Consider the following 1,019-nt stretch of genomic DNA (forward strand, 5'->3'; position numbering starts at 1 on the left):
CGACCTTTGATATGCCTAATTTCAAGGTTGTATTCTTGCAACATCAAACTCCATCTTAACAATCTCTGGTTTTTGTTCTTAAGTTTATGAAGAAAACTGAGAGGATTATGATCACTGAAGACAACAATTGGCATAGGACTAGAGGTCAAGTATACTTCAAAATGCTGAATAGCCAAAATAAGAGCCAAACACTCTTTCTCAATAGTAGAGTAATTTCTTTATTGTGTATTAAATTTCTTAGAGAAATAGCAAACTGGATGGTCAATGCCATTGTCGTCCTCCTGAATCAATACAGCACCAGCACCAACATCACTAGCATCTACAGCTAACTTAAAACACTTGTTAAAATCTGGAGCTAAGAGAACTGGTGTGCTCTTAAGTATGGCTTTGAGTTTATCAAAAGCAATCTGACACCTGTCATTCCATACAAATTTTGTACCTTTTCTTAATAGATTGGTCAAAGGTTCAGCAATAACTGAAAAATTACTACAGAATTTACGGTAGTAACCAGCCATACCAAGAAATCGCATCAGTTGTCTTTTACAATTAGGTTTAGGAAATTCAGAGATAGCTTGGACTTTAGAATCTACTGGCTTAACTTGACCCTGTCCCACAACATGTCCTAAGAATGTTAATGTAGCATGACAGAATTCACTTTTCTCAAGGTTGATAGTTAACATAGCTTCGGTGAGTCGATCGAAGAATGCTCTGATGGTCCGTAGATGGTCGTCGAACGTCTCCGTGTAGATGATAACGTCGTCAATATACGCCTTGCAGTTATCTAGACCAGCCAAGATAGAATTTATTAATCGTTGGAACGTGGCAGGAGAATTTTTCATCCCAAACGGCATAACTTTATACTGGAACAGTCCGTCTGGTGTTACAAATGCCGATATCTCTTTAGCACGATCAGTAAGAGGTACTTGCCAGAAGCCTTTCAACAGATCAAACTTTGTCACAGATTCGTTCCCGATACCAAGAATTGACGATTGTATAGACAATGTTGGGAAAGCTAAATA

At 38.0% G+C, this 1,019-nt stretch carries 1 protein-coding gene; it reads right to left on the reverse strand.

What is annotated here, in order from left to right; translation table 11 throughout:
* Positions 1 to 218: 218 nt before the first annotated feature.
* On the reverse strand, positions 219 to 1,019 hold an 801-nt coding region (locus OFO07_RS07840), incomplete at its 5' end, for a reverse transcriptase family protein (RefSeq protein WP_270871555.1).

Source organism: Campylobacter sp. JMF_06 NA1, assembly GCF_027737785.1.
Lineage (GTDB): Bacteria > Campylobacterota > Campylobacteria > Campylobacterales > Campylobacteraceae > Campylobacter_B.